This window comes from Streptomyces sp. NBC_00878 (assembly GCF_026341515.1).
Classification (GTDB): Bacteria; Actinomycetota; Actinomycetes; order Streptomycetales; family Streptomycetaceae; genus Streptomyces.
Genome location: NZ_JAPEOK010000001.1, coordinates 575,900 through 600,515, shown reverse-complemented (window position 1 = coordinate 600,515; position 24,616 = coordinate 575,900). Strand labels below are relative to the sequence as shown.

At 71.1% G+C, this 24,616-nt stretch carries 14 protein-coding genes; 11 read left to right on the top strand and 3 right to left on the bottom strand.

Annotated features, from left to right (window positions below; translation table 11 throughout):
• Positions 1-5: 5 nt before the first annotated feature.
• The 4 genes from OHA11_RS02285 to OHA11_RS02270 are packed head-to-tail and all read left to right on the top strand — an operon-like array spanning position 6 to position 2,638.
• A complete protein-coding gene (locus tag OHA11_RS02285) occupies positions 6-416 on the top strand; it encodes a roadblock/LC7 domain-containing protein (RefSeq protein ID WP_055611716.1) in 411 nt (136 codons plus the stop codon).
• The gene (locus OHA11_RS02280) at positions 413-784 is read left to right on the top strand and encodes a DUF742 domain-containing protein (protein ID WP_266491449.1); all 372 of its coding nucleotides are present in this window, start codon (positions 413-415) and stop codon (positions 782-784) included. Before OHA11_RS02285 ends, OHA11_RS02280 begins: the two co-directional genes overlap by 4 nt.
• On the top strand, positions 765-1,385 hold the full coding sequence (locus tag OHA11_RS02275) for an ATP/GTP-binding protein (RefSeq protein WP_266491448.1): 621 nt from the start codon (positions 765-767) through the stop codon (positions 1,383-1,385). Before OHA11_RS02280 ends, OHA11_RS02275 begins: the two co-directional genes overlap by 20 nt.
• Positions 1,382-2,638, top strand: a complete 1,257-nt coding sequence (locus OHA11_RS02270; protein ID WP_266491447.1) for a cytochrome P450 — start codon at positions 1,382-1,384, stop codon at positions 2,636-2,638. The genes OHA11_RS02275 and OHA11_RS02270 overlap by 4 nt, the downstream gene beginning before the upstream one ends.
• Before the next feature lie 62 nt (positions 2,639-2,700).
• Here the strand turns inward: OHA11_RS02270 and OHA11_RS02265 are convergent, their stop codons facing one another.
• Positions 2,701-3,732, bottom strand: coding sequence for a 7-epi-alpha-eudesmol synthase (locus tag OHA11_RS02265; protein ID WP_266491446.1), 1,032 nt, complete (start codon positions 3,730-3,732; stop codon positions 2,701-2,703).
• Between the two features lie 383 nt (positions 3,733-4,115).
• Between OHA11_RS02265 and OHA11_RS02260 the strand changes: the two genes are divergently transcribed.
• Positions 4,116-4,508, top strand: a complete 393-nt coding sequence (locus OHA11_RS02260; RefSeq protein ID WP_266491444.1) for a VOC family protein — start codon at positions 4,116-4,118, stop codon at positions 4,506-4,508.
• Between the two features lie 19 nt (positions 4,509-4,527).
• On the opposite strand, the gene OHA11_RS02255 is transcribed toward OHA11_RS02260, so the two are convergent.
• Together OHA11_RS02255 and OHA11_RS02250 are read right to left on the bottom strand one after the other, a co-directional pair.
• Positions 4,528-4,995 (bottom strand): peroxiredoxin, encoded by a 468-nt coding sequence (locus OHA11_RS02255; protein ID WP_323186506.1) that lies wholly within the window; start codon positions 4,993-4,995, stop codon positions 4,528-4,530.
• Between the two features lie 206 nt (positions 4,996-5,201).
• The gene (locus tag OHA11_RS02250) at positions 5,202-6,068 is read right to left on the bottom strand and encodes a LuxR C-terminal-related transcriptional regulator (RefSeq protein ID WP_266491442.1); all 867 of its coding nucleotides are present in this window, start codon (positions 6,066-6,068) and stop codon (positions 5,202-5,204) included.
• Between the two features lie 413 nt (positions 6,069-6,481).
• On the opposite strand from OHA11_RS02250, the gene OHA11_RS02245 reads away from it, so the two are divergent.
• From OHA11_RS02245 to OHA11_RS02220, 6 genes are all read left to right on the top strand, one after another.
• Complete coding sequence (locus OHA11_RS02245) at positions 6,482-7,711, top strand: acyl-CoA dehydrogenase family protein (protein WP_266491440.1); 1,230 nt, start codon at positions 6,482-6,484, stop codon at positions 7,709-7,711.
• On the top strand, positions 7,708-8,604 hold the full coding sequence (locus tag OHA11_RS02240) for a hypothetical protein (protein WP_266491439.1): 897 nt from the start codon (positions 7,708-7,710) through the stop codon (positions 8,602-8,604). The genes OHA11_RS02245 and OHA11_RS02240 overlap by 4 nt, the downstream gene beginning before the upstream one ends.
• Positions 8,605-9,054: 450 nt before the next feature.
• Complete coding sequence (locus OHA11_RS02235; RefSeq protein ID WP_266491437.1) at positions 9,055-9,555, top strand: nuclear transport factor 2 family protein; 501 nt, start codon at positions 9,055-9,057, stop codon at positions 9,553-9,555.
• A gap of 375 nt (positions 9,556-9,930) precedes the next feature.
• The gene (locus OHA11_RS02230) at positions 9,931-11,589 is read left to right on the top strand and encodes a PfaD family polyunsaturated fatty acid/polyketide biosynthesis protein (RefSeq protein WP_266491435.1); all 1,659 of its coding nucleotides are present in this window, start codon (positions 9,931-9,933) and stop codon (positions 11,587-11,589) included.
• A gap of 49 nt (positions 11,590-11,638) precedes the next feature.
• Positions 11,639-17,743, top strand: a complete 6,105-nt coding sequence (locus tag OHA11_RS02225; RefSeq protein ID WP_266491432.1) for a type I polyketide synthase — start codon at positions 11,639-11,641, stop codon at positions 17,741-17,743.
• Positions 17,744-17,751: 8 nt separating this feature from the next.
• Positions 17,752-24,546: a beta-ketoacyl synthase N-terminal-like domain-containing protein gene (locus OHA11_RS02220; RefSeq protein WP_266491430.1), complete on the top strand. Its 6,795-nt coding sequence runs from the start codon at positions 17,752-17,754 to the stop codon at positions 24,544-24,546.
• Positions 24,547-24,616 lie beyond the last annotated feature (70 nt).

Below are 24,616 nucleotides of genomic sequence, written 5' to 3'. Positions count from 1 at the left end.
TCCACATGACGCAACAGGGAACCGACGTGAGCTGGGCGCTCCGCGATCTGGTCGAGAGTATCCAGGAGATCCGCTTCGCCCTCGTGGCCTCCAGCGACGGCAAGGCCATCACCTCCTACGGCGCCGACGACCCCGACGACGTGGACCGTTTCGCAGCCGTGGTGGCGGGTCTGCAGGCACTGGCCCAGCCCGTGGCCGAGCAGTTCCCCAAGTACGCCGGGCAACTGCGCCTCGCGATGATCGAGGTCGACGGCGGTCACCTCTTCGTGGTGCGCGCCGGCGTGGAGACGTACCTCGGAGTTCTCGCCAGGGAAGGGCTCGACCAGGGCCTGCTCGGCCACCAGATGAGGGACCTGGCTCGCAGGATGGGTGAGCTCCTCGGCACCACTCCGCGCCTGGAGGAGCACTCTGGATGAGTGCTCCCCGCCGACCCACGGACCCGTCCGGTCTCGAGCGCTACTACGTCCTCACGGGCGGTCGCAGCGGACCGGGCGGTTCGGCGTCGAGCCTTGATGTGGCGACCCTCATCACCTCCCGTGCCGCGACCGTCCCCGGTATGCAGCACGAGCACGAGGAGATCCTCCGGCGCTGCCGCGATCCGCTGTCGGTGGCCGAACTCGGCGCCCACCTCGGATTGCCCTTCAACATTCTCGCGGTGCTCTTGGCCGATCTGCTGGACGCAGGACGTGTTGAAGCCCGTCACCCCATCCCGGCGTCGCACGCCGGTCGCGGGCCCGACCTCGCGCTCCTTGAGGAGGTACTCAGTGGACTTGAAAGGCTTTGACCATCCCGACCGGTACTCTGCCGACGGCACCCTGCCGGCCGGTGCCCGCTCGGTGAAGGTGATGATCGCCGGCGGGTTCGGCACCGGTAAGACCACCATGGTCCGCGCGGTCAGCGACATCAAGCCGCTCACCACCGAGGAGACGCTGACCCAGGCCAGCGCCGACGTCGACAACCTCATCGGGGTGGCGGACAAGCAGCAGACCACCGTCAGCCTCGACTTCGGCAAGATCGGCATCAACGACGAGCTGGTGCTCTACCTGTTCGGCACACCGGGCCAGGAGCGGTTCTGGTTCCTGTGGAACGGCCTGTTCAAGGGCGCGCTCGGGGCCGTGGTGCTGGTCGACACACGTCGACTGGCCTCAAGCTTCCGGGCCATCGAGGAGATGGAGCGGCAGAACGTCCCGTTCGTGATCGCCCTCAACGTCTTCCCCGACTCCAAGGACCACCCGGTCGAGGAGATCCGCGACGCCCTCGACATCTCCCCGCACACCCCGGTCGTGGCGTGCGACGCGCGCGACCGGGCGTCCAGTCGTGATGTGCTCATCGCGCTGATACGTCACCTGAAAGAACGCTCTGCCGTCGCTCTGGAGACCCGATGACCGAACAGCCCTTGAACGGTCCCGACGTCCCGCGCGGCTGCCCGGTCGCGCACGGCGGGGGAGACGGGCTCACCCGCCTCTACGGACCCGACGCGGCGATCGACCCGATCGGTATCTACGCGCGACTGCGCAAGCAGCACGGGGCCGTGGCGCCGGTGCTGCTGGAGGGCGACGTACCGGCGTGGCTGGTCCTCGGCTACCGGGAGAACCGGCGGGTGCTCGACAACCCCCGCCAGTTCAGCCGGGATTCGCGGATCTGGCGGGACTGGATGGAGGGGCGAGTCGAGAGCACCTCACCGCTGATGCAGATGGTGGGCTGGCGCCCCGACTGCGTTTCCCAGGACGGTGAGCCGCACCGCAGACTGCGCGGCGCGGTCACCGACAACCTGCAGGCCGTCTCGGGCCGTGGCATCCGCCGCCATGTCACCCACTTCGCCAACAAGCAGATCGACGCGTTCGCGGACCGGGGCAGCGCCGACCTGGTGGCCGAGTACGCCGAATACCTGCCGATGCTCGTACTGACCAGGGTGTTCGGGCTCGCGGAGAGCGAGGGGCGGCGGCTGGCCGAGTCGTCCGCGCAGGTGATCAAGGGCGGCGCCGAGGCCCTGGTCCACAACGACCGCATCATGCAGATCCTCGGTGAACTCGCCGAGCGCAAGAGGGCGGAGCCCGGGTCCGACTTCACCACCGGCCTGCTGGAGCACCAGGCCGACCTCGACGACGACGAGATCCTCAACCACCTGCGTCTGGTACTGATCACCGCGCACACCACCACCAGCAACCTGCTGGCCCGGGTGCTGCAACTGGTGCTCACCGACAGCAACCGGCTCTCCGGGCTGGTCAGCGGGCAGTTGAACATCTCCGCCGTCGTGGAGGAGGTCATGTGGAACACCCCGCCACTGGCCGTCCTGCCGGGCCGGTTCGCGACCTCCGACCTCGAACTCGGCGGGCACCGCGTCCAGGAGGGCGACCTGCTCGTCCTCGGCCTGACCGCGGGCAACGTCGACCCGGAGATCCGGCCCGACATCGGCATCTCCGTGCACGGCAACCAGTCGCATCTCGCGTTCAGCGGGGGGCCGCACGAGTGCCCCGGGCAGAACATCGGCCAGGCCATCATCGAGACGGCCGTCGAGGTCCTGCTGCACCGGCTGTCGGGGCTGCGGCTCGCGGTGACCGCGGACGAGCTCACGTCCACGGCCTCCACGTGGGAGGCGCGGCTGGACGGGCTGCCGGTCGAGTTCAGCCCCTCGTAGACCGCTGACCTGCTCGGTCGGCCCCCCCTCAGGAGGCCGACCGGGCAAGGCCGTACGTTCATTCAGACGGTGAGCAGATCGTCCAGGGAGCCCTTGCCCGCCAACTCGGCCTTGGCGGCGGGGCTTTCCTTGTCCGCCGCGTACCGGCCCGAGGTCAGTGCCCACTCGTAGTTGCCGTTGATCCAGTGCTGGATGGCCTCGACACCCATCCGGACCTTCGCGCGGTCGTCGTCGTCCAGGCCGAGTTCGTCGCACATCTGCGGGACCTGTGCCTCCAGTTCGAGGTATTCGGCGAGACAGTCGGTGGTCATCTTGGCCGCCTCGTCGGCGGCCTCCTGCCAGCCGTAGCCGCGCTCGCGGTGCAGGACGGCTATCAGGTTGTGGCCGTCCCCTCGGCGTTTCTCGCGCTCGAAGGAGTGGATGTCGTTCATGAAACCTATGGTGTCGGCGGCCAGGTCCCGCATCCTCTCCATCAGCGGATGTGCCTGCACCTCGGCGGGCACCTCGAAGCCTCGACTGCGCTCACCGGCGTCGATGCTGTGGTGGATACCGACCGTACGGCGGCGGAACTCGGCGTACTCCTGAAGGTCGAGCGTGCCGGCCAGGCCGCGGGCGGCCAGGTCGACCTCCTCGGTGTGCGCCACGAGAAAGCGGCCCCAGGAGGCCGCGAACCGCGTACGCCATGTCAGAGACATGCCATCCGAAAGGTGGGCCCAGACCTCCGCCCAGGCCATGGTGATCGGGCAGGCCACTCGGGGAGTGGTGCCCGCGGGCCGCAAGGGGGTGGCGATGAGCTCCCGCGCGACCTCCGCTATACGGTCGGCGCGATCCGGCCTACTTGAGTCGAACTGGTCATCGAAAAGGAAGGCCAGTGAGAACCAGTTCATCAGGACGACCATGTCGTCCGCCGAAGCGTGGGGATAGGTTCGGGCTGCCGCCTGAGGCAGATCCCAGGATCGGTACTCTTCGAAACCGGCTTTGCTGCGTACCAGGCCCTTGTCCCACACCCAGCGCAGATGGCGGGCACGGGCGTACTCGAGATGGTCGCTGACGGGGGTCGTGAAGGGGAGATCGAACCTGACGTCCTGCGGCATTCGCGTCCTCTCTTGAGACGGTCTACAGGGCCCCCCTCCCTGCGTGCGGACATCGGAATCGACGTCCGCTGACTCGAACTGCACTTCCCGAGGCGAAAGTTGACTCGAATTGCGCTACGAGACTGCCCTGATCGTAAATGATCTATGCCGCGACGCCGATGACTTGACCGTGACCTGCGTTACACCACTCCGTGACCTCGGCGAACGGTCGGCCTCGGTGGCCGAATGAGCGCGTTCGCCTCCGACGGGCCGAACGGGCCGGGCTCTGCCGGCCCAGGTCGTGGGCGGGCGACCGACTGATTCCCGCGGGCGGGGTACCCGGTCCCCGTGGAGCCGCGGGCGGAGCGCCGCTCGTGGTCGGCCGGTCGGCGTACGGAGGAAACATGGCACTGGTAGGGGCGGGCTTCGTGGTGTTGGACTGTGCCGAGCCCGAGAAGCTCGCCGCGTTCTACAAGGAGTTCCTGGGCGCCGAGGAGACGGACGCGACGGCGAACCGCGTGGAGATCAAGGGCGCCGGCGGTATCCGGATGGCGTTCCGGCGGGATGTGAACGCCATTCCGCCGAGCTGGCCGCGCGCCGAGAACTCCCTGCTGGCCCACCTCGACTTCCTCGTCGAGGACCTGGACGAGGCCGAGCGCAAGGTCATCGGGCTGGGCGGCCGGCCGCTGGAGTCCAAGGACCCGTCCGGCCCGTTCGAGGAGCGGGGGTACGCCGACCCGGCCGGCCACTCCTTCACCCTGCGCTGCAACCGGACCACCGCGCCCAAGCAGGGCTGAGCGAACAGGGCTTCCCTGTTCAGCCGCTGTGCGCGCGCAGGGCCGTCAGGGCGCGGTCCGCGTGCGCGCTCATCTTGAACTCGCTGCGCACCACGTCAAGGATCTTCCGGTCCTCGGAGATCACGAAGGTGACCCGCTTCGTGGGCGCCAGCGAGAAGCCCCGCTTCACGCCGAACCGCTCGCGGATCAGGCCCTCCGGATCGGACAGCAGCGGGAACCCGAGGGTGTGCTTCCCGACGAACTCCCGCTGACGCTCGACCGTGTCACCGCTGATCCCCACCGGACGCGCACCGACGGCGGTGAACTCGGCGGCCAGATCGCGGAAGTGGCATGCCTCGGCGGTGCAGCCGGCGCTCAGCGCCGCGGGATAGAAGAACAGCACGACCGGCCCCTCGCCCAGCAGTTCGGAGAGCTTCCGTGACGTGCCGGTCTCGTCGAGAAGCTCGAAGTCCTCGACGGTGTCGCCGACTTCAATCTGGTTCGTCACGATCGCTCCCCTGACTCCCGGCCACCCGACCCACCTGAGTGCCTGCGTGGAGCCAACCGTACTGGACGGTACGGGAGTCGGTCGCGGCCCCCCTTTGCCGCTGGACGCCGCTTGATGTGGTCGAGGCCGACGGTGTCCCCGAACCCGGGTGTCTGGTACCGCGGAGAGGGTGTCATCGCCAGGCCGCGCTCCGTCGTTCCGCTTGGTCAGGGCAACAGCCCGGCGCGGCGGGCGGCGGCGACCGCCTCCAGCCGGGTGCTGGTCCCGAGCTTGCGCATCACCGAGCGCAGATAGCTCTTCACGGTTTCCAGACTGAGGCCGAGTTGGTCCGCGATCTCGGGGTTGGTACGGCCGGCCGCGGCCCCAGCCAGCACATCCACTTCGCGGGGGGTCAACACCGCCGGCAACCCCGGCGAGCTCTGCCCGGGACTGTGGGCCGAAGCCAGCTTGGAACACACCGTATGCAGGCGCTCCTTGAGGTGGATGTCATCCACTCTGTCGGCCAGGTTCAGCAATTCGGCGTGAGCCGCGCGCAGCTCTCCCCAGGCCACGTTGGAGCGTGGATACCTGCCGGCTGTCACGGCCCGGGCCTGCGAGATGAGAACGTCCGCCTGGTCCTGGACCGCCAGGGACTGCTCCAGCTGGCGCCCCGCCTCCACAACCGCCGACAGCACGCGGTTTCCCAGACGGACCTGTTCATGCGTGACTCCGTAGAGCACGCCCCGGACCGTACTGCCCACGATGACGGGAACGGCCACCAAAGCCCGCAGCCCTTCCGCCTTGACGTAGAAGTCGTACTCGTGGCTGATCGAGCGCGATGACAGGTAGTCGCTCACGGCTGCCGGACGCGCGTTCATAAGCACCTTGCCGCCGAGGCCGGCCCCCTTCGCGATGGTGGGCGTACGGTTTTCCGGGACTCTTCTTGCCCCGCTCCATTCGGTCACCCGTAAGTGCTGCTGGGAATCGATGGCCCAGGCCATAAAGGCGACCGGCAGACTGCTCGCCTTGCGCACGGCCAGCACTGTCGCACGGGTCGCCGCCTTCTCTTCCGTGCGTTCCTTCGATGCCTTCACAGGATCAACCTCCGTGGACACCAATGCCTCTTGGCCGTACAGCTGGGCTCCCTGGCAATCCAGATTAAACTCCTTATCGACACGTGTCACTCCTGCCGCCCGCACGCACTGTTCGCCAATCGGTCACGTTCCGTGTCACCTGGGGCGCGACGGCAGCCGCAGTGGTATCCCGCCCCACCCTCACGTGGGGGTAGCAGCGCCGAGCCGCGCTCCGTCAAGGTGAGTGCCAGCCAGGAGTCGCCCGGATCCACGCGGCAGTAAGACCGGCTGTATTCGACCGTTCCCGCACTGAGGCATCCCCGCGGGAACGCCCCCCATCTGATTCCCCCTCCCCGACTCTTTCCCCCGTTCACGGCCTGCGGGCCGGGAGCCGCCGTGCGCAAGCGCACCGGCACGCCAGAGAGGCATTCCCTATGGAATTCTCGTTCCCGCCACACCTGGTCGAGCTCAAAGAACGCGCCGTCGACCTGGCCAAGAAAATCATGGCTTACGAGGAAGAGTGCGAAGCCAACAACGGACTGTCCGCGGAGAGCCGGGAGGTCCTCCGGCAGACCGTGCTGTCCAGTGGTCTCCAGGCGATGAACGCCCCTGTCGAGTGGGGAGGTGCGGGGTTGAGCTGGACCGAGCAGGTCGTGGTGGAGGAAGAGCTGGGCGCCCTCACCAACGGCCTGTGGGCCGCGGTGTGGAGGCCGACCGCGGCGGCGGTGACCGCGTGCACTCCCAAGCAGCGGGAGCGCTATCTGATCCCGGAGATCCGCGGCGACCGGTTCGGGGCCAGGGCGATCACCGAGCCGGACGCGGGGTCCGATCCCCGGCGCATCGCGACCGTGGCGGAGCGGACACACGGCGGGTACCGCATCAGCGGAGAGAAGTGGTTCGTCACCCTGGGAGACGTGGCGGACTATCTGATCGTGCTCGCGATCGTCCAGCCCGACCGGGCTCCGACGATGTTCTTCGTCGACAAGGACGCCCCTGGTGTCCGGCTACTGGAGAATCCCCGCTACACGCACAACTTCGCCTACGAGCATCCCCACTTCGCCCTCGACGGAGTCGAGGTCGGCCCGGATGCCGTGCTGGGAGACGTGGGCGGCGGACTCGAACTCGTCCAGGCGACCTTCTTCGAGGAACGGGTCCTGGTCGCGGCGCACGCCGTCGGCGCCGCCGAGCGCGCTCTCGGCCTCGCCTCGGACTGGGCGCGCGAACGGGTACAGGGCGGAAAGCCGATCATCCAGCACCAGATGATCCAGGCGATGCTCGCGGACAGCGCGACCGACATCGTGCTCAACCGCACTCTGGTGTACCGGCTGGCATGGGAGATCGACCAAGGCGGCGTCCTGAAGACCCTGAACGCCAAGGTGGCCATGGCGAAAGTGTCGGCCACCGAGGCCGTCGGGCGGGTGGCCGACCGCGCGGTCCAGATCTTCGGCGGACGCGGGTTCATTCGGGACAACCCGGTGGAACGCCTCTACCGCGATGCCCGGGTCGACCGGATCTGGATGGGCACCTCGGAGGTCCAGCGGATCGTGATCGCCAATGAGATCGACAAGCGCGGGACCTCGGGCCTGCTGCGCTTCCCCGTCGTATCCGCCCCCGGCCCTGCGGACACAGCGGGCGCGGCGCTCCTCGAAGGTGTCGGGCGATGACCGCGGTCGCCGTGGCGGCGCGGTCCCGGGCCCGGGCCATGTACGAGGTGCTGGAGCCGTACCACGTGGTGCTGTACTACGCGCCCCAAGTACACGTGGCGCTCCGGGAGATCGGGCTGACCGGCCTCTGGCGCTGCTACTTCGCCGCCCGTACGGCTCCGCTCGGACCCGTCCCGGAACCTGTCGTCACCGCTGCCTTCTACCACTTCAAGCCGAGCATGGTCGCTCGCGTGATTCCGGCCGTCTGGAACATCGCGCCGCCGCAAGAGGCGCTGGCCGCCAGGCTGGCCGGGGCCGACGCTGCACTGCGTGAGCTGCTGGGCGACGCGGTCGCCGGAGCGGAGCTCGCCGAAGCGGCGGGCCTCGCGGCGACAGCCGCCTCCGCGTGCGCACCCTCCGGCCGTCCGCTCGGCGCCGCGAACGCCGCCCTGGAACTCCCCGCCGAACCCCACCTGGCGCTGTGGCAGGCGGCGACCACTCTGCGGGAGCACCGCGGCGACGGGCATGTCGCTGCCCTGACCCACGCCGAGTTCGACGGCGTCGAGGCGCTCGTGACCATCACCGCGGCGGGGGGCGAGGAACGCGAGAACATTCAGGGCCGCCGCGGATGGACCGACGAGGAGTGGGCAGAGGGCGAGCGGCGCCTGCGCGACCGCGGGCTGCTGGACTCCGCGGGAGCGCTCACCGACGATGGCTGTGCCGCCCGGACAGCGGTGGAGGACCTCACCGACCGGCTCGCTTCGGCTCCATGGCGGTCCCTCGGCGAGGCCGGAACCCGTCGGCTGTACGAGCTGCTCCAGCCACTCAGTGAGCGCATCATCAACAGGCTGGCGCTACCCCTGCCGGTACCCCCGCGGGACTTGGGTGGCCAGGCTGTGTCCGGCCGACCATGAACGGCCCTTCGCCGCCGTGCCGGCTGCGGTGACATGAGCTGCTCCGCAGCGGGTCCTCTCCGCCCCCAGTCTTCGGCCGGGGGTGGGGGCCCCGGCCGGAGGTTGGGGGCCCCACCGGCTACCGCGGGGCGTGCCCCCGGCGCGGCCGGGCCGCATGGAGCCACTGTTGCAGGCGCTCCGGCACCTTCGATGAACCGCACCAGACGACGCCTTGACCGTCCATGATCGGCAGGACACGGCCCAGACCCTGCCCGGCCGATCTCCTCGGCGGCGTGGCACGCGTTCGGCAATGTGTGCCGCTCGCCGCCCCCGCCCCGGCACAGTCATCCGCAGTGTGCCGGATCACGGCATGTGCCGCCCAGTACGAGCGCCACCACTACCAGGGCACGCGGCACCTCGCCGGGCCCGGCGACCACATAGGACTTCGGCCACACCCCCTTGGCGGAGCACATGACAGACCTGAACATTTCGAGCGAAGCGGACAACGCAAGCGGCCCCTGGCAGGAAGTGCGGGACCGGCTTGAGCTTCGCCAGCTTGTCGACACCTACGCGCAGGCCGTGGACCGGCGGATGGCCACGCTGCTCTCATCACTCTTCAGCGACGACGGGCTTCTCGTCATCAGGCGCCGGCACCGGGTCGATCGCCCGCCGCTGACCTTCGGCGCGCATGATGGCTGGGCGGGCGCATTGAGCGTGCTGGAGCGCTGCGTCATCACGACGCATTTCGTGGGCAACCAGATCGTCCGGCTGTCCGGCGACCGCGCCACCGGAGAGACCTACTGCCTGGCGCACGAGATCTACCCGGGCGACGGGGCCGAGCGGCTGCTCGTACGGGCGGTCCGCTACCAGGACTCCTTCAGTCGTGCGGAGGGACGCTGGCGCTTCACCCGCCGTGAAGTGACCGTCGACTGGGTCGAGGAACGCGTTCTGTCTTCCCTCAACAGCCCCTAAGGCCTGTTCTGCGGATCATGGGCGGTCCAGGCGTCGTTCGGTGATGCGGGAGAGCATCGCAAGGCGCCGAGACGCTTGCACGGTGGCTCTATTCGGGCCCGGCCGCGTCAGCGGCCTGTCGGATGCAGCCGGCAACGCCGCGAGGTGCCGCCCGTCGCGCTGGGGGCTTGCCCCAGCCTCCGGCCGGGACCCCCACCCGGCCGGAGGCCGGGGGCGGCTGATGTCACTACGGCGGCGAAGAGGCCGTCCACGACTGTCGGACAGGTCCCAGGCCGCCCGGAACCGGCGGCGCGGGCCACCCGACATCACCGTACTCGGGCGCCGCCGACCGCGCCCGCGGCGGAACGAACCTGCGCACCGGCGAAGGAGGCCGACATGGCCGCAGAGAGCGTGATCCTCGGAACCGGGACGCCCACCGGCGTCCGCGGCGCACAGACGGACGACAGCGGCAGCGCCGAGTGGGCCCCGGCGTTCTCCGACGAGGCGCTCGTGCACCGAGCGCAGCGGATCAGGGAGCCCGCGCACATCGTCCAGGAACGGTCGACCGGACGCATGGGGCTCGCCCCGGGCACCGAATCCGCGCGGTCCCGGCTCGACACCGACGGCCTGCACCGGATCCTGGGCACGCTGCCGCCGCAGTACCCGGAGTGGCTGGGCGACCTCTCCTTCGGCACGGGCCACGGAGCCCGCTTCCCCTACGTCGGCGGCGAGATGGCCAACGGCATCGCGACCACCCGCATGGTGGTCGTTCTGGCGCAGGCCGGCATGGTCGGCTTCTTCGGAGCCGGCGGGCTGGACCACCGCCATGTCGAGCAGGCCGTGGCGGAACTCCAGCAGCGGCTCGGTGACCGCCGCAACTGGGGGGTCAACCTCATCCACTCCCCGCAGGAGCCCGGCCTGGAGGAAAGAGTGGCCGGGCTCCTTGTCACCCGGGGCGTTCCCGCCGTCTCTGCCTCCGCGTACATGTCCCTCACTCCGGCAGTGGTTCGCTGCTCCGTCTCGGGGCTGTCGACCGACCCGTCCGGCGAAATCGTCCGGCGTACCCGGATGTTCGCGAAGGTGTCGCGCCCCGAAGTGGCCGAGCAGTTCATGTCCCCGGCCCCGCCGCAGATCCTGCGAACGCTGCTCGAACGCGGCGAGATCACCGAGCGGGAAGCAGACCTCGCCGCACACGTCCCGGTCGCCGCGGACATCACGGTCGAGGCCGACAGCGGCGGCCACACCGACAACCGTCCGCTGGCCGTGCTGCTGCCGGTGCTCCTGGCGATGCGCACCCAACTCACCGCGCGCTTCGGCTACCGCGTGCCGCTCCGCGTCGGGGCGGCCGGCGGCCTGGGTACCCCGGAGGCGGTGGCCTCGGCGTTCGCCATGGGCGCGGCGTACGTGGTCACCGGCTCGATCAACCAGGTGTCCACCGAGGCGGGGCTGTCCGACGAGGGCAAGGGCCTGCTCGGCCAGGCCGACGTCGCGGACGTGACCATGGCGCCTTCCTCCGACATGTTCGAGCTGGGCGTCAAGTTGCAGGTTCTGCGCCGGGGGACGATGTTCGCCGCCCGTGCCAACCAGCTCTACGAGGTGTACCGCTCCTGCGAGTCCCTGGAGGGGATCCCCCCGGAGACCCGGACCAGGCTGGAGCGGGATGTCCTGCGCGGAACGATCGAAGAGTCGTGGAGCAGCACCCGGCGGTACTGGCAGGACCGCGACCCCGGACAGCTCGACCGGGCGGAGCGGGATCCGAAGCACCGTATGGCGCTGCTCTTCCGCTCCTACCTGGGCCAGTCCAGCCGCTGGGCGATCACCGGCGAGACGGGCCGGCGCACCGACTACCAGATCTGGTGCGGCCCGGCCATGGGGGCGTTCAACCGCTGGACAAGGGACAGTTTCCTGGCCCGTTCCGAGAACCGCTCCGTGGTCCAGATCGCGCTCAACCTCCTCGAAGGGGCAGCCGTGATCACCCGCGCGCACCAGCTGCGCAGCTGCGGCGTCCCGCTGCCTGCCGCTGCTTTCTCCTACCGCCCCCGGCCGCTGGCCTGACCCCCCGCCCCCGCAGACAGGACCCGAATACTGCAAACGGAGAGCCACCATGACCGGATCACCACGCCCACCCCAGGTCCCCATCGCCATCGTCGGAATCGCCGCGCTGGCACCGGGTGCGTCCGACGCCGAAGGCTTCTGGCGGACCGTCCTCACCGGCCAGGACCTGATCACCGACGTACCCGATGACCACTGGCTCATCGACGACTACTACGACCCCGACCCGTCCGCCCCGGACCGGACCTACGCCCGGCGGGGGGCGTTCCTTCCCGCGATCGACTTCGACCCGGCGGCCTACGGGATTCCCCCCAACGCGCTCCCGGCCACCGACACGACCCAGCTTCTCTCCCTGGCCGTGGCCGAACGGGTGCTGGCCGACGCCGGCCTCGACGACCCTGCGGCATTCGACGGGGAACGGACGGGCGTCATCCTGGGTACGGCGGCCCTCGAACTCCTCCACACCATGAGCAACCGGATGCAGCGCCCGGTGTGGCTGAAGTCCCTGCGGGAGAGCGGCGTCCCCGAGGACCGGGCGCAGGCTGTCTGCGACCGGATCGCCGCCCACTACGTGCCCTGGCAGGAAGCCACTTTCCCCGGTGTGCTGAGCAATGTCGTCGCCGGCCGGATCGCCAGCCGGTTCGACCTGCACGGGACCAACTTCACCGCCGACGCGGCCTGCGGCAGCTCGCTCGCGGCGGTCACCGCCGCCGTCAACGAACTCGCGGTCGGCACGGCGGACCTGATGGTCACCGGAGGTGTCGACACCCTCAACGACATCCTCATGTACATGTGCTTCAGCAAGACTCCGGCGCTGTCCCAGAAGGGCGACTGCAGGCCGTTCTCCGACGCCGCCGACGGCACGATGCTCGGCGAGGCACTGGTGATGTTCGTACTCAAACGCCTTGCCGACGCGGAACGGGACGGCGACCGGATCTACGCCGTCCTGCGCGGCATCGGCAGCTCGTCCGACGGCAGGGGAAGCGCCATCTACACCCCGCTGCCCGCGGGACAGGCCCGAGCCCTGCGCAGGGCCTACGAGTCCGCGGGCTACGGTCCGGACTCCGTCGAGCTGGTGGAGGCGCACGGCACCGGGACCACGGCGGGCGACGCCGCGGAATTCACCGCGCTGCGGACCGTGTTCGAGGAGTCCGGCCGCGCGGACCCCCAGTGGTGCGCACTTGGCTCGGTGAAGTCACAGATCGGGCACACCAAGTCGGCCGCGGGCGCCGTCGGCCTGCTCAAGGCCGTACTGGCGCTTCAGCACAAGATCCTGCCTCCGACCATCAAGGTGGACCGGCCCAACCCCGCCCTGGAGCTGGAAAGCAGCCCGCTGTACCTCAACACCCGGGCCCGCCCCTGGGTGAAGCCGCCGTCGCAGCCCCGGCGCGCGTCGGTGTCCAGTTTCGGTTTCGGCGGCACCAACTTCCACCTCACCCTGGAGGAGTACGTGGCCGCACCGGGTTCACCGGCCTGCCCGGCACCCCTGGCCCGGACCGCGCCCACCGAACTGCTGCTCTTCAGCGGCTCCTCGCCCGAGGAACTCCTGCGGCGGACAGAGGAAGCGGCAGCCGGCGTACGGCCCTTCGCCGTGGAGGCCGCGAACACACAGCGGTCCTTCCGCCCGTCCGACCCCCACCGGCTCGCCCTGACCGCCTCGGACCCGGAGGACCTCGCGGCCCGGCTGGACCAGGCGACGGCGCTGGTCCGGGCCCGCTCGGACCGGCCGTTGACCGCCGCGCTCGGTATCTCCCACGGCGCCGGTCCCGCCATGCCCGGACGGCTGGCGCTGCTCTTCTCCGGCCAGGGCAGCCAGTACACCGGCATGGGGGCCGACCTCGCCATGCACCTGCCGCAGGCCCGGGAGGTGTGGGACCGTGCGGCAGAGCTGGCCCTCGACGACGAGCTCCCCCTGCACCGGGTGGTGTTCCCCGTCCCGGCGTTCACGGAAGAGGACCGGGCGGCGCAGCAAGCCCTGCTCACCCGGACCGAGTGGGCTCAGCCGGCGCTGGCCGTGCAGAGCACCGCGCTGCTGGCCGCGCTGCGTGCGGCGGGTGTCGAACCCGACTGCGTCGGCGGGCACAGCTTCGGGGAACTGGTCGCACTGCACGCGGCCGGGGTGATGGACGAGGGCTGCCTGTTACGCCTCGCGCGCAAGCGGGGGGAACTGATGCGCGATGCCTCCTCGGAGCCGGGCGCCATGCTCGCCGTAGTCGGCACGCCCCGCGAGGACATCGTCCGACTGCTCGACGGCTTCGACGACGCGGTGTGGCTCGCCAATGACAACTCCCCCGGTCAGGTCGTCCTCTCCGGGCGTACCGACGCCGTCGCCGACCTGGAACGCCGGCTCACCGGACAGGGCGTCACCACCCGGCGGCTGCGGGCGGCGGGAGCCTTCCACAGCCCTCTCATGAGCGGTGCGGGCCGGCCCTTCGCGGAATTCCTGAACGGTCTGGACCTCCAACCGCCGAAAATCGACGTGTACGGCAACGCCGACGCGGAGCCGTACCCGCAGGACACCGGACTGGTCCGCGAACGCCTCGCCGAGCATCTTCTGTCGCCGGTGCGCTTCACCGACGAGATCGAGCGGATGTACAAGTCGGGGGTACGTACCTTCGTCGAAGTCGGGGCGGGGGCCACCCTCACCGGGCTGGTGGGGGAGATCCTGGGTGACCGCGAACACCTGGCAGTGAGCCTGGACCACAGCGGCCTCAGCGGTGTCACGGCGTTTCAACAGGCCCTCGGGACACTGGCGGTCGCGGGCGTCAGCATGGATCTGGAATCGCTCTGGTCGCCCTACCGGGCCGGCGCAGAGGAAACCCGGAAACCCCGGAAACAACGCCCCCGGATGGCCGTGCGGATTTCCGGTGCCAATCACGGTAGCCACTATCCTCCTCCGGGCGGGGGGAAGGCGCTGCCGCAGCCCGTTGCCACCGACGAGGGACCGGTCGCCATGGCGGCGTCCGGGTCGATGGAGGCCGCCACGCCCCAAGCAACATCACCGGCCGTACCCACGCCCCCTGCGGCCATGGCTCCCGGCTCCTCCCTCGGCGTCCGTCAGCTCGCCCCGGCCTCCGGCGCGACCACCGTCCACACCCTGGGCGATGCCCCCTTCGCGGCTGTGCCGACGACCGATCCCTGGCTGCAGGCATTCCAGGAGACGCAGCGTCAGGCCGCCGAAGCGCACGCCGAGTTCCAGCGGACCATGGCCGAGGCCCATCTGATGTTCCTGAGGACCACCGAGGCGTCGTCCCTCGGCCTGGCCGGCGTGGCCGCCCCGGCGCCTGCCGCTATGCCGGTTCCGTCAGTGGCCCTGCCGCTGCCGGAGCCCGCACCGCAGGCGGCACCGCCATGGGCGGAGAGCCCCCTCGCCGAGCCGTCTTCGGTCCTGGCCCACCTTCCGCAGGAACAAAGCCCTCCGCCGGTCGACGAGACGGCCGCCGCCGCGAACGGAGTCGACGCGGTGCCGACGGAAGTACCCCCCGCCCGTGTGACGGTGGAGTCGGTGCTGTTCGAAGTCGTCTCGGACAAAACAGGGTTCCCGATCGACATCCTCGAACCACAGATGGATCTGGAAGCCGACCTCGGCATCGACTCGATCAAGCGCGTACAAATCCTGTCCGTCCTGCGTGAACGAATACCCGCCCTCGCCCAGGTGGACGCCAACGAACTCACGCTGCTACGCACCCTGCAACACATCACCGACAAGCTGCGCGAAGCCGAAAACCCGACCCCCGAACCCAGCACAGCGCCCCTCGTCACCGAACCCCCGCCGACCCCCGAGCCGCCGAGCAAGAAAGACGACCCCGCGACGCGGCTCGTCCGAGCCATTACGTCCATGCGGCCCGCACCCCTGCCGGGGCTGGAGCTGGCGGGTCTGCGGGACGGGCCGGTCATTGTCACCGACGAGGGGACCGGGGTGGCGCAGCGCCTGGTGGAGAAGCTGTGCGGTCACGGCATCCGGGCCACCGTCGCCGCGGAGCCCGGTGCGGAAACCCGCGGCGTGGTGCTGCTCGCCAGCCTTCGCCCTGCACCCTCGCCGGGCGACGCGGCAGCGGTCAACCGTGAGGCGTTCCGGGTTGCCCGCTCCGCCGCACGGCACATGGGCGCGCGGGGCGGGGTGTTCGTCACCGTTCAGGACACCGGGGGCGATTTCGGCCTCGGCGGCGGCCACGGGCACCGTGCCTGGCTCGGCGGACCGGCGGCCCTCGCCAGGACCGCGGCGAAGGAGTGGCCCGAGGCCCGGGTCAAGGCGGTCGACTGCGAACGCGGACATCACGACGCCGATGCCCTGGCCGAGGTCATCGCCACCGAACTGCTCCAGGGCGGGTCGTCATCCGACATCGGGTTGCCCGCCGACGGCACACGCCAGGCGCTGTGGGACACACCCGGGGACGAACCGGGGGGTTCCGGGCCGTTGGGGCCGGATTCCGTGATCGTGGCGACCGGCGGCGCCCGGGGCGTGACGGCACTGGCGCTACGCGCCCTGGCCGAGGCCCACCTGCCGTCCATCGTGCTCATCGGCCGTACCGAACTGACCGCCGAGGCGCCCGGGTTGAGCGAGGCCAAGAGCGAGAAGGAGCTCAGGAGCCTGCTCACCGCCCAGGCCCGCAAGCAGAGCAAGGGCGGGAAGGCACCCGGCCCGGCCGAGATCGGCACCTTGGCAGCGCGAGTACTGGCCGTCCGCGAGATCAGGGCGACCCTCGACGCCATCACGGCATCCGGCGCCCGGGTGCGCTATCTGTCCGTGGACACCCGGGACGCGGAGGCCCTGGCCCGGGGCCTCGACGAGGCACGCAAGGACTTCGGGCCCATCAGCGGCATCGTCCACGGTGCCGGGATACTCGCGGACAGCCGGCTGGCCGACAAGACCGACGCGCAGTTCGCCGATGTCTTCGACACCAAGGTCGAGGGCCTGCGGGCGCTGCTCGCCGCGACGGCGGACGATCCGCTCGACCTGGTGTGTGTGTTCTCCTCCGTGGCCGGGCGCTTCGGCAACACCGGCCAGGGCGACTACGCCATGGCGAACGAGGTGCTCGCACAGGTCGCGTCCACCGTCGCCGCCGACCGTCCGCGCTGCCTGGTGAAGTCGATCGCCTGGGGCCCATGGGACGGCGGCATGGTGGGACCGGAACTGCGTGAGCACTTCCGGTCCCAGGGGGTGGCGCTCATCGACCCCGACGTGGGCGCGCGGGCCTTCGTCAGGGAGCTGAACGCCGGCCCCGGCCCGGTAAGGGTCACCCTCACCGCTGGTGACGCTGCCGCCTCTCTGGGAAGCCCCGCCGGGACCACGGTGTCCGGAGACATCATGGTGAGCGTCCGCTCCCACCCGTACCTGGCGGACCACGCCATCGCCGGTTCCCCGGTGGCGCCCATGGCACTGGTCATGGAGTGGTTCCTCGGCGCGGCGCGGATCTGGCGGCCCGACGCGCCCGGATTCGTACTGCGGGACCTCGAAGTGCTCAGCCGGATAGAGCTCGCCGCCTTCCCCGACCGGGGAGACCGGCTCATGGTCCGGGGACTGCAGCGCCCCGACGAGGGGAAGTCGCTGCTCCGCCTGGAACTCACCGGCAGTTCCTCGCAGCCGCACTACAGGACGACGGTCGAAGCCCTGGCGGCACCGCCGGTACCCAGCCGTGCCTGGCAGGCCCCCGTGGATATCGGCGGCCGGCCGACGGCGGAGATCTACGACGGACATGTGCTGTTCCACGGACCCGCGTTCCAGTCGATGACGTCGCTGGAGGGGATCTCCGCCGCCGGTGCCGAAGCCGGGGTGACCGGCGTCCGCACCCTGGGCTGGCCCGGCCGGGCCTGGCAGCAGGACCCGGCCGCCCTCGACGCCGGCCTTCAACTCGCCCTGAAATGGGCCGAGCACGCGCGGGGCGCCGCCTTCCTCCCCATGGGCGCGGCGGAGATCCGCACCGAGGCACGCGGCCCGGTCGCGGAGGACGCCCGGTGCCTGGTGCTCGCCCGGGAAAGCGCGGGGGAGTTCGAGGCCTCCTGCGACATCGTCCTGCTGGAACCGGACGGATCGGTGCACTCGGAACTCCTGGGCGTGGCCCTGGTCCAACGCCCGGACACCTCGGCCGCCCACGGGCCGGCCCCCACCCGTACCCCACAACACAGTGCCGCGGGCCGGAAGGCGGCCCGGAAGTGAGGCCGCCCATGCGCTTCGAACCGATCGCTGTGGTGGGGCGGGGCTGTGTCCTGCCGGACGCCCCGGACCCCGACACCTTCTGGGACAACGCCCTCAACAGCCGGACAAGCCTGACCGAGGTGCCGGAGGGCCGTTGGCGGCTGCCCGACACATGGGCCGTCGGTGAGCCTGCCGATGACTGTACTGACCGGACATGGACCCGAGTCGGCGGATACGTCAAGCACTACCGGAACGCCGCCGACGGTCTGGACCCCTCGCTGGACCCGGTGTTCCACTGGACGCTGGACGGCGCCCGTACGGCACTGAGCGAAGCGGGGCAGGAACGCCTGCTGCACCGCACCGGGCTGGTGCTCGGAAACCTGTCCTTTCCCACCACCGGCATGGCGGCCTACGCCGAGCACATCTGGCTGGGGGCCCAGGACTTCCCTGCGGCGCCAGGCCTCGGCCCGGTCACGGGACCGGCGCCGGATCCCCGCAATCGCTTCATGTCGGGCCTGCCGGCCCACCTCGCCGCGCGGCATCTCGGCCTCGGGCTGGGCGGCTTCGCCCTGGACGCGGCCTGCGCCTCCTCGCTGTACGCGGTGGGAATCGCCTGCCGGAAGCTGCAGGAACGCCGGGCCGATGTGATGGTGGCAGGCGGGGTGAACCGCGCGGACGACCTCTTCCTCCACGTCAGCTTCTGCGGCCTGTCCGCGATGAGCCGCAGCGGAAGGAGCCGGCCCTTCCACCGGCAGGCCGACGGGCTGGTCCCCGCCGAGGGAGCCGGCTTCGTCGCCCTGATGCGCCTGGACGACGCGATCAGCGCCGGGACGCAGATCTTCGGGGTGATCCGCGGCGTGGGCCTGTCCAACGACGGGCGCGGCAGCGGGCTGCTGGTCCCCTCGGCGGAGGGCCAGGAGCGGGCCATGCGCCAGGCCTACGAGGCGGCCGGCGTGCCGCCGCAGAGCGTCGGCCTGCTGGAATGCCACGCCACCGGCACCCCGGTCGGCGACGCGGTGGAGGTGCGCAGCGCGGCCCGGGTGTTCGCCGGGGCGCGCGACCTGCCGGCCGGATCGGTCAAGTCCAATGTGGGCCACCTGATCACCGCGGCGGGCGCGGCCGGACTGCTGAAGGTGCTCGGCGCGCTCCGGGCCGGAATCCGGCCCCCGACGCTCGGCGCCGAGGAGCCGCTCGAAGCCATCGCCGGAACGCCCCTGCGGCTGCTCCAGGAACCCGAGGAATGGCCGGGGGCGCGCCGCGCGGCGGTCAGCGCCTTCGGCTTCGGCGGCAACAACGCCCACCTGATCGTCGACGCCTGGACCGGCGACGCCTGCGGTGCTCCGGCTGTCCCGGCGCCGCCGCGTGCCGCGACCGAGCCGGTGGCCGTCGTGGCCGTCGGTGCCCGGGTCGCCGACGGCCAGGACCTGTACGAGCTACGGCAGGCGCTGCTGGGCGGTGCCCGGTGTGACACGGCCCGCGGCACTGTCGAGGTGGCACTGGACGGGCTGCGGTTCCCGCCGCTGGACCTGGAGCACAGCCATGCCCAGCAGCTGCTCGTCCTCGAAGCGGCACGAGAAGCCGCCTCGCGGACCCGGCTGCCCGGGGAACGGACCATGGTGCTCGTCGGCATGGGCTGCGATCCCGAGGTGGCCCGGTACGTGACTCGCTGGCGGATCCCTGAACTGCTGGGCGGGGACACCCGCCCCGGGCCGGAACGTGTACAGGCGCTGCGCGACGCCGTCCAGGCGCCCCAGTCCGCGTCCGCCGTCGTGGGAACTATGCCCAATATGGTGGCCAACCGGATCAGCGCCCAACTCGACCTGGCGGGCCCCGGCTTCACGGTGAGCGCGGAGGAGGCGTCCGGTCTGGTGGCCCTCGAACTCGGCGCCCAGGCCCTGCGCGACGGTGACACCGACGCCGTCCTGGTCGGCGCGGTGGATCTCTCCCACGAGCCCGTGCACCGCGCGGCGCTGGCCGAACTCGGCCGGGAGGTCCCGGCCGGGGACGCGGCGATCGTGCTCGTCCTCAAGCGGCTGGCCGACGCCCGTGCCGATGGCGACACCGTCATGGCCGTCCTCGACCCGGCGGAAGAGCCGGACCAACCGGACACGGCGGAATGGACCGTGGGCGACGCGCCGGATGCCGGGGCCGCGCCGGACCACTTCGACCCGTGCGACCTGTTCGGCCGCGCCCACGCCGCCGGCGGACTGCTCGCCGTGGTTTCCTCGGTGCTGGCGTTGCACCACCGGGCCCTCCCTCGGTCCGGCGGCCCGGCCCGGCCCTCGCTCCGCCCGCGGACCGCTCGGGCCGGAGTCAAGCCGCTGGGAAGCCCCGCCCAGCGTGTGCGGTTGCGCCCGGCAGACCGTGCCCCGTATGCCGACGGGCCGGCGCGGCGTATCCACGTGTACTCGGGAAGCGACCGCGCCGAGGTTGCGCACGCCGTGGCGGCGGGCCGGGAATCACGCGGCGGACCCGCGCGGCTTGCCGTTGTCGCCTCGGGGCCCGAGGACCTCGCCGCCCGTAGGGAGGCAGCCAGGACGTGGCTCGTCGGCGACGGCGTACGGCCGGACGGCGTGGCCTTCCGGGACCAGCCGGTGCGAGGGGACGTGGCCTTCGTCTTCTCCGGCGGCTCGATGGCGTACCCGGGCATGGGCCGTGACCTGATGCTCGCGTTCCCCGACCTGCTCGACGGCGTCGAGGAGCGTAGCGGCCCGCTGCACGGACTCGTGGGCTGGGCCCACGAAGGCGGGGATCTGCCGCCGGCCCGTCACCCGCTGCAGGAGATCTGGGGCGCCTCCGTCCTCGGTCAGCTCCACGCACGGATCACCCGGACGCTGCTGGGGATCGAACCGCAGGCGGCGCTGGGCTACTCCTCGGGCGAGTCCAGCGCGCTGGCCGCGCTGGGTGCCTGGCGGGACGTCACCGGCCTGGCGGCCGGGGCCCGGCGGTCCGAGCTGTTCGCCCATGGCGTCGTCGGCGAGTTGACAGTGCCGCGCCGCGCCTGGCGACAGGCGGGCGTGGAAGGCACCGAATGGGCGAGCTACCAGGTCGAGGAAGCCGTCGAGCGGGTGCGGGCCGCGCTCGCCGACGAACCGGCCGTCCATCTCATGGTCGTCAACGCTCCCGGCTCATGCGTGTTCGGCGGCGAGGCGACCGGCTGCCGACGGGTCCTGGAGCGGCTCGGGAGCAAGAGAGTGCTGCGCATCCCCTACCAGGTCGCCGCGCATGTGCCCGAACTGGAGGAGATCCGGTCCGAATGGTGGCACCTGCACCATCTGCCCACCACGGACGTGGGAGTGCGCTTCTACACCTGCGCCACCGCCCGGTGGTACCGCGCGAGCGACGACTCGGCCGCCGACGCCGTGACCGATCAGGCTCTGGGCCCCATCGACTTCGCACGCACCGTCGAGCAGGCCTGGGCGGACGGCGTCCGGGTCTTCGTCGAGCACGGCCCCCGCGCCCTGTGCGCCGCATGGATCGGCCGTGTGCTGGGCGACCGGGAACACGTCGTGGTGTCCCTGGACGCCCCTGTCGGCCGGGGCATCACCCAGCTCCTCCACGCCACCGCGGAGCTTGTCGCCGCCGGGGTGCCGGCGGACGCCGACGCACTCTGCGACCACCTGGCCACCGCATGGCCGGAGCAGCGGCCGCCCGGCCGCCGGATCACCCTTCCGGCCCACCCCGCCCCCGTACGGCTGCCGGGCCCTGACACGTCCTACGAGGTCATGGCCCCGGCACCCCGGCTGCCCGGACCGGCCGAACCGTACGCCGACACGCCGACGTACTCCACAGCCCTGGTGGGCGCCGCGCGGACAGCGGCGGGGCCGTCCGCCCCGGTCGACCTGGCCACCGCTCCCGGCCAGGGGGTTCTCGGCAGGTCCACTACGGCGGACAGCATCACCGCCGGACAACCGGTCGCCGTATCGGAACCGGGCGCCACGCCGCTCCTCGCCGACGGAACCGGCCAGGCGGCCCACGCGGGCGCGGTCGTGGAGCGGCAGCACCAAGTGGCCCAGGTCCACCGGTACTTCCTCACGGTCCACTCGCAGGTTCACGAAGAGTTCCTGGCGTCGCGTCAGCGCGCGGCGGAGTTCCTGGCCACGCGCCGCCCGGCTGCCCTTCCCGGCGCTTCCATGCCTCCGGCGGCCACGCCCGCTCCGGCTCCGGCCCACGGCCCGGCCGGGTCACGGCAGAGCGCCATCCCCGCGGTCGCCGTGCCCTCGGCTGTGGCTCCCCCCGGGCCGACCGCGGCATCGCCCCCGCCTGCCGGGAGTGTGTCCGCGGCGCCGGCCATGGCGCCGGAGCGGCAACCGGCACCGACAGCACCACCAACAGCTCCGGACGTCAGGGCCACCGGCCCGGAGCCTGCCGCACCGCAGCGGCCCCGGCCGTCCGGGCCGCGCGGACCGGCCTTCACCCGGGCCGATCTGGAGAACCTGGCCACCGGACCGGTCTCCGCCGTGTTCGGCCCCCCATTCGCCCCTCAGGACCGGTATCTGCGGCAGACCCGTATGCCCGCGCCGCCGATGCTGCTGGCGGACCGCGTCACCGGGATCGACGCCGAGCCGAATTCCATGGGCACCGGCACCATCTGGACCGAGACCGATGTCCGCCTCGACAGTTGGTACCTCGACCCGTGCGGACGCATGCCGGCCGGCATCATGGTCGAGGCCGGCCAGGCCGATCTCCTGCTCATCAGCTGGCTCGGCGTCGACCGCCTCAACCGGGGCGAGCGCGTCTACCGCCTACTGGGCTGCGAACTGACCTACCACGGCAGTCCGCCCGAACCGGGCGACACCCTGAGGTACGAGATCCGTATCGACGGCCACGGCGAGCACGACGGAGTGCGGCTGTTCTTCTTCCACTACGACTGCTACGTCGGTGACGAGCTCCGGCTGACCATGCGGGACGGCCAGGCGGGGTTCTTCACCGACGCCGAACTGGCCCGCACCAGCGGTGTGCTGTGGGCCCCGGAGTCCGAGGCCCCCGCCCCGTCCCTCCCGCTCGACCCGCCCCCCGTCGCCTCCCCGGCCCGGAGCTTCGGCCCGGAAGCCGTACAGGCATTCGCCGAAGGGCGTCCCGTCGACTGTTTCGGTCCGGGTTGGGAACTCACCCGTACCCATGTGCGCCCGCCCCGGACCGGAGACCACCGGATGCGGCTGCTGCACCGGGTGCCCGTCTTCGACCCCATGGGCGGGCCCTGGGGGCGCGGCCATCTGCGGGCCGAGACGCCCATCGCGCCCGACGACTGGTTCTTCGAGAGCCACTTCACCAACGACCCGTGCATGCCGGGGACCCTGATGTTCGAGGGATGCCTGCAGGCCATGGCCTTCTACCTCGCCGCCACCGGATGCACCGTCGATCGCGACGGCTGGCGCTTCGAACCGGCTCCCGGCAATCCCATCCCCATGCTCTGCCGAGGTCAGGTCACGCCCAGCAGCCGACTGCTGACCTACGAGGTCTTCGTGTCCGGGCTGTCCACGGGACCCGAACCGGAACTGCTGGCCGACGTGCTCTGCACCGTCGACGGTGTCAAGGCGTTCCACGCCCGCGGCGTCCGGCTGCGCCTGGTCCCGGACTGGCCGCTGACCCACTGGCGGCAGCTCGGCCCCGCCACTGTGCAGCCCACCGGTGAGCCGGTGCCGCTGCCCGTGCTGGCGGGCCTGGACGAACACCGCGAGACCTCGGCGGTGGCCGAGGTCCAGGGCTTCCGCTACGACTACCCCGCGATGCTCGCCTGCGCGTGGGGCAAGCCCAGCGAGGCGTTCGGCGCCGCCTACGCCCCCTTCGACAGCGCCCGCCGACTCGCCAGGCTCCCCGGGCCGCCGTTCCACTTCATGAGCCGCGTTGTCGCCGTCGAAGGCCCGGTCTGGGTCCCGCGGACCGGCAGCGCGGTCGAGGTCGAGTACGACGTGCCGGAGCACGTCTGGTACTTCGAGCAGAACGGCTTCCCCGCCATGCCGCTCGGGGTACTCATGGAGGTCGTGCTCCAGGCCAGCGGCTGGCTCGCCTCGTACATCGGCAGCGCCCTCGGCAATGACGCCGACCTGCTGTTCCGCAACCTCGACGGCACGGGGACGGTCCTGGGGGAGATCGGCCCCGGCACCCGGGTACTGCGCACCCGGACCCGGCTGCGCGACATCGCGCACAGCGGCGACATGATCATCGAGACGTTCGAGGTCGAGTGCTTCGCCGATGGCGAGCCGGTGTTCACGCTCACCACGGTGTTCGGCTTCTTCCCTCCGGCGGCGTTCGAGCATCAGGCGGGGCTGCCGCCGGCCGACGACGAGCGACAGGCGATGGCCCGGCCGTCCTCGTTCTCCGTCGATCTCGCCGCACACCCGGAGAAGTACTTCGACGGGCCGCTCCGTCTGCCGGGACCCATGCTGCTGATGCTCGACAGGGTGACCGGCTATTGGCCGGACGGCGGACGGGCAGGGCTCGGACGGCTACGGGCGGAAAAGGACGTGGACCCCGGCGAGTGGTTCTTCAAGGCCCACTTCTTCCAGGACCCGGTCCAGCCCGGATCGCTCGGCGTGCAGGCCATGTACCAGCTCCTCCAGTTCTACGCCCTGGAGAGCGGCCTGGGCGCCGGCCTGCGGCGACCGCGCTTCGAGCCGGCGCTTCCGGGCCATCCGCTCACCTGGAAGTACCGAGGGCAGGTCACCCCACGCAACAAGAAGATCGTCATCGAATTGGAGATCACCGAAACAGGCGGCACCGAACACGGGCCCCATGCCATCGCCGAGGCCTGGCTGTGGGCCGACGGTACCCGTATCTACCACGTGACGGGACTGGGACTCCGGTTGTCCGAGGACGACTGACCCAGGTCCGTACGACCCTCATCTAGGGGTAGCAGCACCCGCTATTTAGGGGTAGCAGCACCCGCTCGTC

Excerpts from the sequence above, each read along its gene's own strand:
- OHA11_RS02260 (WP_266491444.1), top strand. The coding sequence starts at position 4,116 with ATGGCACTGGTAGGGGCGGGCTTCGTGGTGTTGGACTGTGCCGAGCCC.
- OHA11_RS02240 (WP_266491439.1), top strand. The coding sequence starts at position 7,708 with ATGACCGCGGTCGCCGTGGCGGCGCGGTCCCGGGCCCGGGCCATGTAC.
- OHA11_RS02230 (WP_266491435.1), top strand. The coding sequence starts at position 9,931 with ATGGCCGCAGAGAGCGTGATCCTCGGAACCGGGACGCCCACCGGCGTC.
- OHA11_RS02285 (WP_055611716.1), top strand. The coding sequence starts at position 6 with ATGACGCAACAGGGAACCGACGTGAGCTGGGCGCTCCGCGATCTGGTC.
- OHA11_RS02235 (WP_266491437.1), top strand. The coding sequence starts at position 9,055 with ATGACAGACCTGAACATTTCGAGCGAAGCGGACAACGCAAGCGGCCCC.
- OHA11_RS02225 (WP_266491432.1), top strand. The coding sequence starts at position 11,639 with ATGACCGGATCACCACGCCCACCCCAGGTCCCCATCGCCATCGTCGGA.
- OHA11_RS02220 (WP_266491430.1), top strand. The coding sequence starts at position 17,752 with ATGCGCTTCGAACCGATCGCTGTGGTGGGGCGGGGCTGTGTCCTGCCG.
- OHA11_RS02280 (WP_266491449.1), top strand. The coding sequence starts at position 413 with ATGAGTGCTCCCCGCCGACCCACGGACCCGTCCGGTCTCGAGCGCTAC.
- OHA11_RS02270 (WP_266491447.1), top strand. The coding sequence starts at position 1,382 with ATGACCGAACAGCCCTTGAACGGTCCCGACGTCCCGCGCGGCTGCCCG.
- OHA11_RS02245 (WP_266491440.1), top strand. The coding sequence starts at position 6,482 with ATGGAATTCTCGTTCCCGCCACACCTGGTCGAGCTCAAAGAACGCGCC.
- OHA11_RS02265 (WP_266491446.1), bottom strand. The coding sequence starts at position 3,732 with ATGCCGCAGGACGTCAGGTTCGATCTCCCCTTCACGACCCCCGTCAGC.